The organism is Mycobacterium sp. (assembly GCF_035506235.1).
Taxonomy (GTDB): Bacteria; Actinomycetota; Actinomycetes; order Mycobacteriales; family Mycobacteriaceae; genus Mycobacterium.
Window position 1 is genome coordinate 1 of record NZ_DATJPU010000279.1, and the last position, 9,671, is coordinate 9,671.

Annotated in this window: 4 protein-coding genes and 2 pseudogenes; 4 read left to right on the top strand and 2 right to left on the bottom strand. The window is 64.2% G+C overall.

What is annotated here, in order from left to right; all coding sequences use genetic code 11:
- Positions 1 to 477: 477 nt before the first annotated feature.
- Positions 478 to 3,655: pseudogene (locus VMD50_RS26490) on the bottom strand (ATP-binding protein).
- A 152-nt stretch (positions 3,656 to 3,807) separates the two neighbouring features.
- On the opposite strand from VMD50_RS26490, the gene VMD50_RS26495 reads away from it, so the two are divergent.
- Positions 3,808 to 5,283 (top strand): FAD-dependent oxidoreductase, encoded by a 1,476-nt coding sequence (locus tag VMD50_RS26495; protein WP_414686182.1) that lies wholly within the window; start codon positions 3,808 to 3,810, stop codon positions 5,281 to 5,283.
- A gap of 297 nt (positions 5,284 to 5,580) precedes the next feature.
- Here the strand turns inward: VMD50_RS26495 and VMD50_RS26500 are convergent, their stop codons facing one another.
- Complete coding sequence (locus VMD50_RS26500; RefSeq protein ID WP_325432369.1) at positions 5,581 to 6,090, bottom strand: MarR family winged helix-turn-helix transcriptional regulator; 510 nt, start codon at positions 6,088 to 6,090, stop codon at positions 5,581 to 5,583.
- A 131-nt stretch (positions 6,091 to 6,221) separates the two neighbouring features.
- Between VMD50_RS26500 and VMD50_RS26505 the strand changes: the two genes are divergently transcribed.
- From VMD50_RS26505 to VMD50_RS26515, 3 genes and pseudogenes are all read left to right on the top strand, one after another.
- Entirely contained in the window at positions 6,222 to 7,292 is a 1,071-nt protein-coding gene (locus tag VMD50_RS26505) for an alkene reductase (protein ID WP_325432371.1), read from the top strand.
- 102 nt (positions 7,293 to 7,394) lie between these two features.
- Positions 7,395 to 9,152 carry a CocE/NonD family hydrolase gene (locus tag VMD50_RS26510; protein ID WP_325432373.1) on the top strand — a complete coding sequence of 586 codons (1,758 nt, stop codon included), beginning with the start codon at positions 7,395 to 7,397 and terminating at the stop codon, positions 9,150 to 9,152.
- A 300-nt stretch (positions 9,153 to 9,452) separates the two neighbouring features.
- Positions 9,453 to 9,671 (top strand): annotated as a pseudogene (locus VMD50_RS26515) (IS6 family transposase); the annotation flags it as partial.

Sequence of the window (9,671 nt, forward strand, 5' to 3'; positions counted from 1 at the left end):
CATATCAGACTGACACGCGTCGACACGACACGCTCGACCTCGACAGCCACCTCATCCGGTCAACGAAAAGCGGCGGCCGCACCACCTAACGCGGTCGCCGCTTTTCCCTGCCACTTGACAGAATCACTTCCATATCAGCTCATAACCCAGAGGTCGCAGGTTCGAATCCTGTCCCCGCTACGAGCGGAAATGGCCCCCGGAGGAGACTCCGGGGGCTGTTTTCATGCCCGATGGTCACGTATTTGGTCACATTAGCTAGGCTTACTAGTTAACTGTTCTGTGCCTCTGTCGCTGGATTCTGGCCTTTTGCCGACGATAATTGTCGCCCCTTGCTCCGACGGCGTTTCGATCATTGTTTGCCAAAACGCAAAAAGCAGCACCGTCACAAGGCCGTCACCACATTCGCGGTTGGCAGCGCCAAGCCGGCCGTCGCACTCACCTCGGTGCCACACGACCCGCACACCACGCCGGTCGCCGTCATGGCATGGCCTCGGCCCACGCGATATGCCCCTCGAAGCCAAGCGTTCTCGCCATGTCGCGGTAGCGATCCCGCAAGTGCGAGTAGGCCGCGGCATCGCCGTGAGCCCGCGCCAGGAGGGCTTGTAATCGCAGCAGCCAGATGTCGCGTACAGCCAGACCCTCATCGGCCGGCGCGGCCGCCAAACGCTCGATCGCGGCCTCGGCTTCGGCCACGTCACTGTCGGCCCCGCGGTCCAGCAAAGTCTCCACCAGAACACCCGTCGCAGCAACGCCCCACAAACAGCAGATGCCCTTCGCGGAACAGATGGTCGGTGGCGGCGCGCATGAGCGGTATGGCCTCATCGCGATCTCCACGCCGAGCCCTCGCACGCGCCAAGTACACGTTGACGCCCGGTCGATCGCACAGGGCGCATCCCTGGCGCAGCAACACTTCGCTGACCTCAGCCAGCAGCTCCTGTCCGCGGTCACGCTCCGCATAGGATTGGCGGTGCACCAGCGCATGGCCCAGCGTCATCCGGGCGAGGGCCAACGCGAAGTCATCACCGGATCGTTCGGCAATCCGTAGGGCATCCTCGATCTCGCGCATCGCGGAATCGTCGGGCCTCAGCACGCCATTGGGTATTCCCGGGTTGTAGACGTAGCAGACAACCGCGGCGTACGACACGGGGTCGGCGCTGCGGGCCATGGCGACGCCGTCCCGCAGGTCGTCGCGCCATCCAGAACGACCCAGCCAATAACGGGCAAGACCCCGCTGCGGAAAGGCGAACGCTAACGGAGACCCGAAAATGAAGTTGCCCCTGAAGGGATCACCGTCGGCCAAGTCGATGACCCGCTTTGACCATTGCAGCACGTCACAAAGCTCGGCGCTCTGAGTCTTGGCGTAGATCGGCGCCAGAGACAGCCCCACCGTCAAGGTCGCATCGCCGACCGACTCGATGAGGCCGATGGCTTCAGAGGCCAGCTGCGACGCCTCGCGCACCCGCTCCTGAAACGCGTGACACATCACCAGCCCCGCCATCCCGATGGCCAGTGACGCCTTGTCCCCGGCGGCGGTGCACAGCTCCCGCAATTCATCGAAGCGATCACCGGCCACATTCACATCGACTCGAACGGCGGTCCCGCACAACATGGTGCGAGGGGCAATGCGCATGGCTGCTCGGTTGGGGTCGTCGGCGGGTAATGCATCGGCGATCTTTCGGGCCCGCTCCCAACTCAGGTGCGCCGCGGCGATGTCACGATTGGTCGCCCATGAGGCGGCGCGCATGTGCCAGCCGTAGGCGGCGTGCCCATCACCGGCGGCCTCCAGATGTTCGGCGATCAGCGCCGCGTTCTCCTCGGCTGCTGTGGGGTCACGTGATTCGATTGCGGCCGCGACGCGCCGGTGCAGCTCGGCGCGATCCGATTTGAGCTGCGATTCATAGGCCACACTGCGAATCAACGGATGGTGAAACACATACTCGGGTTGTCGGGTAAATGTGATCTGATCGATGAACTCGCCGGTCACCAAGTCCCCGAGGACAGGATCAATCCCCAGCGTTTCCAGTAGGTCCCGGCTGAACCGTGAGCCGATGACAGCGGCTGCGCTCAAGGTGCGCTTGGCCGTCGGGTCAAGCCGGTCGATGCGGGCGGCGATGGTCGCCTGCAAGGTGGCTGGCACACTGACCTCGCCAGCATCAGCGGTCGATTCGTAGGCGCTGCGGCTGCCCCGTAGGAGGCCGCGCTCGGCCAGGTCGCGCACGATCTCCTCGGCGAAAAACGGGTTTCCGGCGGCCTTCTCGGCGATCATGGTGACCACCCCGCCGACCGAGGGGTCCGACCCGAGCAGCTCGGCAACCAGTGCTGCGGTTTCCGAATCACTCAGCGGCGCAAGGGCGATGGTCTGAGCGCCGGCCACCCGGCTCAACGCGCCCCGGTATTCGGGGCGGTAGGTGACCAGTACCAGCGAGGCCGTCTGCGGGATCACCGTGAGGAACTCGGCCAGCATCGACTCGCTGACCTCATCAATCCAATGGGCATCCTCAATGACATAGACCGCTGGGGCTTCGCGGGCCAGCGACGCGGCATTGACCAGTGCGGTCAGCCGCCGCCGACGCGCATCGGGATCGATTGCCGGGAGAGCGACATCGGGATCGGCGATGCCCAGCAGGTCGTCGAAGAGCAACAAGTCCTCCGCGTCCGCGTCGGGAGCCCGCGCCCGTACCTGTGCACGGGCGGCTGGGCCGTCCAGATCGCCCACACCGCTGGCTGCCCGCAGCAACCGCGCCACGACGTGGAAGGCAATGTCGGTGGAGTGCGATTCACAGTAGACGCTGAACACCTCCACTCCGCGCCCAGCAGCGATGGCCGCCACCTCACGCACCAGACGGCTCTTGCCGATACCCGGTGATCCCACCACGGTGACCACCGCGCCGTGGCCGTCGATAACACGTTCGAGCAGGCCTTCGACGGCGGCCATCTCCCACCGCCGACCAACAAGATTCGACTCAGCACGCCCGACAGCGTGACGCCCCTCCGGCACGCCCAGCAGCCGTTGGGCGTAGGCTGGTTGATCGGTGCCTTTGATGCGGACACGCTCAACTTCACCGACAGTCGCCGCGCCCTCGACCAGCCGCGCCGTGGACGCGCTGAGCATAACCCCACCCGGCGGTGCCACCGATTCCATCCGCTGTGCCATGCCGACTTGTTCACCGATGGCGGTGTAACCGAACGGTCCTGAACCGATTTCACCCACGATCACCTCACCGGAGTTAAGTCCCACCCGCAACTGCAGCTCCATGCGGTCGCGGTTTCGGACGTCGACGGCAAGCCGCTTGGCCTCCTCCTGAACGCCCAAGGCCGCCAGACAGGCACGAACGGCGTGGTCCTCCAACGCCACTGGCGCACCGAACACCGCCATGATGCCGTCACCGGTGAACTTGTCCACCGTGCCGCCGAAACGCTGCACGACGGCTGCCGCACGGCTGACCAGTTCGGTCATGATCTCGCGCAACCGCTCGGCCCCGACTGCCGCCGCGATGTCCATTGAGTGCACCACGTCGGCGAAGAGAACTGTCACCTGCTTGTACTCCGCTGGTTGAGTGGCCTGTGTGACGGGCGTGCCGCACTCGCTACAGAACTTGGCTGCCGCGCTCAACTGGCTGCCGCATGACCCACAGGAGGGTCCCGCCGCCGCCAGCGCGCCGCGACCGTCCCCGCCATCGTCCACGTCAGTATCGTGTCACCGCTGCTCGGTGATGTCCGTCAAATAAAACGAGTAGTCGCATACTCAAGCCACTGGGAAAGGACTCCGACATACTGACCAAACCAAATCAGGGTCAGGAGCGGCTAATGGCCAAGCTCGGTGAGCATGCGGTAGTTCTCGGCGCGAGCATGGGCGGGCTCCTGGCCGCCAGGGTCCTCGCCGACTTCTACGAGGGTGTCACCGTGGTCGAGCGGGATGTGCTCCCCGACGATCCGGCGAACCGGCGGGGCGTTCCGCAGGGCCGCCACGGTCACGCCCTGTTGGGACGTGGTTCCCAGATCCTTGCTGAGCTGTTCCCCGGGTTCCTCGATGAACTCATCGCGGCCGGAGCCCCTGTCCTGGACTTCACCGACGTGTCCAAAGCGTTCTTCTCTTTTGGCGGCCATCAGTTGATAAGCAGTGGAGGGTTCAGCGACATCGCGCCCGTGTTCATCCCGAGCAGACCGTTGGTGGAGGGTCTTGTTCGGCGACGGTTGCGTGAGACGGCGAACGTCACGGTTCTGGAGGGTTATGACTTTTTTGATCTGACGTCGACCACGGCGCGGGATCGTGTCACCGGCGCGCGGATCCGTTCCCGCGACGGTGACGATGAACGGGTGTTGACGGCGGATCTGGTCGCTGACGCCACCGGCCGGGGCGCGCGAACACCGGCGTTCTTGGACGCCTTGGGCTACGGGCGCCCGACCGAAGATCAAGTCGGTGTGCGTGTGGTGTATTCCAGTCAGCTGCTCCGGATCCGGCCGGGCACGCTGAAGGAGTTGATCGTCCTCGTCGGTGCGGTCCCGGGTCGGCCCACCGGGATGGCGCTATTCGGTTACGAGAACGACAGTTGGATGTTCACGGTATTCGGGATGGCGGGTCGTAAACCGCCGAGCGAGCCAGCCGAGATGCTCGCCTTCGCTGAGGGTTTAGCTCCGGCCCATGTGTTGGCGGCGATTGGTGCCGCGGAGCCGCTCAGTGAGGTCTGTCGTTTCCGTTATCCGGAGAGTCGCTGGCGGCGCTACGAGAAGATGCCGCGGTTTCCGGCTGGCCTGCTGGTCTTGGGCGACGCGATCTGCAGTTTCAATCCGATCTACGGCCAGGGCATGACGGTGGCGGCACTCGAAGCGTTGGCACTCCAGCGATGTTTACGTCGCGGCGAGGATGGCCTGGCGCGGCGCTACTTCCGTGCCGCCGCGAAACCGATCGGGGTGGCCTGGCGATTCGCGGTTGGCGGTGATCTCAACCTGCCCGAGGTCGAAGGCCCCAGACCACTGTCGTTGCGCCTCACCAATAGATACGTCGACCGGCTGCAGACCGCCGCCGAGTCCGACATCGTTGTCGCCGAACAGTTTTTAAAGATCACCGGCCTCATCGACCAGCCCACCCGGCTGCTGCACCCGAAGATGATGCTTCGTGCCACAACCGCCAACCTGCATCGCCGGCAACGTGATTCGCAGCCTGAGCAAGCTGGCGTGGCTGGCCGAGCTGACGACTGTACACCGCCATCCGAGACGGCCACACACTCGTCGCCGGCGTCAACACCGACCCCAACAATCACCGCCACTAGTGGACCTCATTAAAGCCAGCCCTCCGTCGACAGACTTTCTAAGCCAAAGAATCCCAAAACAACACCCGATGAACGCCTGGTGAGCTTGACCCCGCGCGTCGATCCGGACGACGCGGCTCCTGGTTTACACCGTAAGACGCCGAGGCGGCTGGACTTACCGCTCAAGTGTGGTGGTCACGGATTTGGACACAGAATACGGTGGAATCGATGCGAACAAGCGGGACACAGCGAGACAGGTTGGAGAGGTGGGGTGTGCCCACGAGCTCGCGACCGAGGCTCAGCCCTTCATGTGGGAGGTGAAGCTTGCCCGTCAGTGCGCTGGCATAGTAGCTGCTCGGGACAACCGTCCCTCGAGTCCTTCTAAGACTTCGAGGATTGTCTGCCGTTGGTTTTTGCCGACGTCGCCGACGGCGAGTTCTTCAAGCTGAGCCCAGATGTCTTCGACTTGCCGGCGCAATCCTTGACTGGCCGGAGTGGCTTCGATTAGATAGGCGCGCTTGTCGCCGGGGCTGGGGGAGCGTCGCACAAAGCCGGCGCGCTCGAGGCGGCGGATGGTACGGGTCATGGTGGCGGGGTCGGAGTCGAGCAACTCCACCAGGTCGGCCTGGCGTTGCGGGCCCAGTTCCCACAGATGCATCATCACCAGCTCCTGGCCGGGGTGCAGACCCACACGGCGCAACAGCTGTCCGGCGATCATCCGGTGCACACGGGCCACTCGGAAGATCGCATGGCTGATAGGACCGCCTTGCGCGGCCGCGGGCATGGGCACCGTACCGCCGGTCGAATCGCGATTTGTGGTTGCCACTTTGCGCTGGGCCATGACCGGTGACTCCTTAATTAGTTGATCGATCAGTATATCGGCCCATCGATGAGAGCAAAAGCTTGCGCAGGAAATACTTCTGTGATTTCCTTGTTCGGACAGGTAATCGAGCCGTTTAAGGAAAAAAGACCATGACCACCGCATTCGACCCCATCGATCTCGCCGGGATGCGCTTGCGCAACCGGATCGTGATGGCGCCGATGACCCGCAGCCGCGCCTACGGGCCCGGCGAAACCCCGACACCGTTGATGGCGACCTACTACGCCCAGCGTGCAACCGCCGGGCTGATCATTACCGAAGGCACCCAACCATCGGTGATCGGTCAGGGTTACCCCAACACCCCCGGGCTGCATTCGACAGAGCAGGTTGCCGGGTGGCAACAGGTGACCGACGCCGTACACGCCCAGGGCGGAGCCATCTTCGCCCAACTCATGCACACCGGTCGCATTGGCCACCCCAGCCTGCTGCCCGTGGGTCTCACACCGGTGGGCCCCTCACCGGTCCCTGCGGCGGGCCAGATTTTCACGCTGGAGGGAATGAAGGACTTCGTCACCCCGGTCGAGTTGGACAAGGGTGGAATCGCGCAAACGATCAACGATTTCGCGCACGCCGCCCGCAACGCGATCACCGCCGGGTTCGACGGAGTAGAACTGCACGGCGCCAACGGCTATCTGCTGCACCAGTTCCTGTCGACCAACGCCAACCAGCGCGACGACCGCTGGGGCGGCTCAATCGAGGGCAGGATCCGTTTGACCGTTGGGGTTGCCCGCGCTGTCGCCGAGGCGATCGGCGCCCACCGCGTGGGACTACGAATCTCACCGACCAACCCGCTCAACGACATCGTGGAGGATGGCTACCGCGACACCTACCAGGCGCTGGTTGACGCGTTAACGCCGATCAGCCTGGCTTACCTGCACGTCATGGAAGCCTCCGACCGCGAACTGACCGTCGATTTGCGCAAGCGCTTTGCCGGCCTGTTCATCCTCAACCCGGCAACCCCGGGCTCGCTGACCAACCTCGACGCCCTCGAGTTGATCGAGGACGGCACCGCCGACATGATCGCGTTCGCCAGCCTGTTCCTGGCCAACCCCGACCTACCGGCGCGGCTGGCCGCCGGAGGCCCGTTCAATAGCCCCGACCGGGCTACCTTCTACGGCGGCGACGAGCATGGCTACACCGACTACGCCCGCCTTAGTGCATGACTGCGGCCCAACCAGCCGCAAACACATCAACTGTCGGGCACTGCCCCTCCTGGACAACCTGCCCGACTTATCTCAACGAAACAGGAAACTTTGGAGAGCACCATGAGCACCCTCTCGAAGCGTGTAGCCGGAACCGAACCGGGCCAACGCCAACTGAACGGGCCGCAGACAACAGGGCGTGGGTTCCGCAACCTGAGCCAACCGCGGTACCACACACGTCGGCACATCAACATCAAGATTCCGATGCGGGACGGCATCGAGCTGATGGCCGACATCTTCGGCCCGGACGCCGAAGGCTCGTTTCCGGCACTGGTGGCCGCGTCCCCGTACGCCCGGCAAATCCAGGACCTCGGCGCGCCGGCCGGATTCATCGAGGCCGGGGCCACCGACTTCTGGGTGCCGCGCGGCTACGTCCACGTCATCGTGAATCTGCGCGGAACCGGGGGCTCCGGTGGGACTTTCACCTTATTTGACAGTCAAGAGCGCCGCGACATGCACGACCTGATCGAGTGGGTGGGTCGACAATCATGGTGTGACGGCAATGTCGGGATGCTGGGCATCAGCTACTTCGCCATGACGCAACTCGAGGCCGCCGTCGAGCGACCCCCACATCTCAAGGCCATCCTTCCGTTCGGCGCCACCAGCGATCTCTACGATGCCGTGTCGCACCACGGCCTGCCCAGCGCGAAATTCGTCAGTTCATTTCTGTCGGTGCTCGGGCTGACGGCACCCAAGAGCGACCGGTTCTACCGCAGCGCACCTTTCGCCGTGGCACGCCGCATCCTGAACCTGCCGCCGGTGCACAAGAAGTTCGCCACCATGAACGGCGAATCCTCCAACGCAATCCTCAGCCTGCTCATGAAGCTGCCCCACCCACCCGAGCCCTGGGATGAGCTGTGGCAGGACGCCGTGGTCAAGCACCCGCTGCGGGATGCGTGGTGGGACGACCGCGACCTGACACCACTGCTCGAGAACATCGATATCCCGGTCTACCTGGGTTGTGACTGGCAGAACGCGCCGCTTCATCTGCCGTCGACCTTCTCCGCACTGCCAAATCTGACCAAAAGCCCTTGCGTCCGGGTCGCAATGCTCGGCAAACACGGCATGACCTGGCCATGGGAGAGCCTGCACATCGAAGCGCTCGCGTGGTACGACCATTGGCTCAAGGGACAGGACACCGGCATCCTCGAGGGTCCGGAATTCCGCTACTTCCTGCCCGAAGCCGGCGAGTGGAAGGCGGTGGAGTCATGGCCACCGCCCGACAGCTCACACCGTGAATTCGCGCTGCGCGCCGACGGGGGCTTGGCCACCGACGAGGGCGAACCCGGCAGCCGCGAGTACATGACCCTGGGAGCAGGACTCAACCGAGCCAGGCCCAGCGCGATCGACCCGCCCTCGATGCTGACCTGGACCAGCGCACCGCTGGGCGGGGAACTCGACGTGGCCGGCGATATCGAACTGCGACTGGTCGCCTCGGCAACGGCGTCGGACACCGGATGGATCGTGGTCGTGTCCGACATCGCCGAAGACGGCTCGCTCGTCGACCATCTAAGCAGCGGGTGGCTGCGGGCCAGCCTGCGCGAGATCGATGAAGACGCCAGCCGCCCGGGCGCTCCGGTCCTGCCGTGCCGGACCGCGGCTGCGGTCCCGGTCGGCCAAGACGTCGTCTACCGAATCCCCTTGCTCCCCAACGCCCGTCGATTCCGGCGCGGACACCGCATCCGCTTGACGCTCACCAGCGACGACCAGAACCCGGAAGTTCCGGTGATCATGAACTTCCGCCATGCTCCCGTCGGCACCAGCACCATCAACACCATCCGTTCCTCATCGCGGCTGCTACTGCCGATACTCCGAAGCTGACTTCGGCGCGATCGGAGCAGCGATTCGTCTCAGGCGAGCTGAGACACGATGCGATACTCCCGAAGCTCAAAGATCTGAGGCAGGAAACGATCACTCCCGAATCTTTACAAACGAGACACCGTTGGCGCGCTTATAGCCGGTCACAATCAGCCCGCTAAGCTAGCCACCGCACCCATTGAAACGACTCTCGTTTGCCGTGGACCAATTCACGGGGTCCGGTCAGGGCGACCTATGTCTTATCAGCTAAGGCACTGTCAGGTTGGTGATCCGGGAAGGTGAGGTGGGGCAGGATCGACGATCGTGACCGCTGCAGGCTCGTCGTATAAAGGGTTCCGGTTTCCGCCCGAGATCATCAGCCGTTGCGTCTGGCTGTACCAGCGGTTCCCGTTGAGCTTCCGCGACGTGCAGGAGCTGATGCTCGAACGTGGTGTCGACGTGTCCTATGAGACGATCCGGGCCTGGGGCGACCGGTTCGGGCAGGAGTACGCGAACCAGCTGCGCCGTCGTGGTCCGCGGCCG

Coding starts and splice junctions, on each gene's coding strand:
- VMD50_RS26500 (WP_325432369.1), bottom strand. CDS start 6,090: ATGGCCCAGCGCAAAGTGGCAACCACAAATCGCGATTCGACCGGCGGT.
- VMD50_RS26495 (WP_414686182.1), top strand. CDS start 3,808: ATGGCCAAGCTCGGTGAGCATGCGGTAGTTCTCGGCGCGAGCATGGGC.
- VMD50_RS26505 (WP_325432371.1), top strand. CDS start 6,222: ATGACCACCGCATTCGACCCCATCGATCTCGCCGGGATGCGCTTGCGC.
- VMD50_RS26510 (WP_325432373.1), top strand. CDS start 7,395: ATGAGCACCCTCTCGAAGCGTGTAGCCGGAACCGAACCGGGCCAACGC.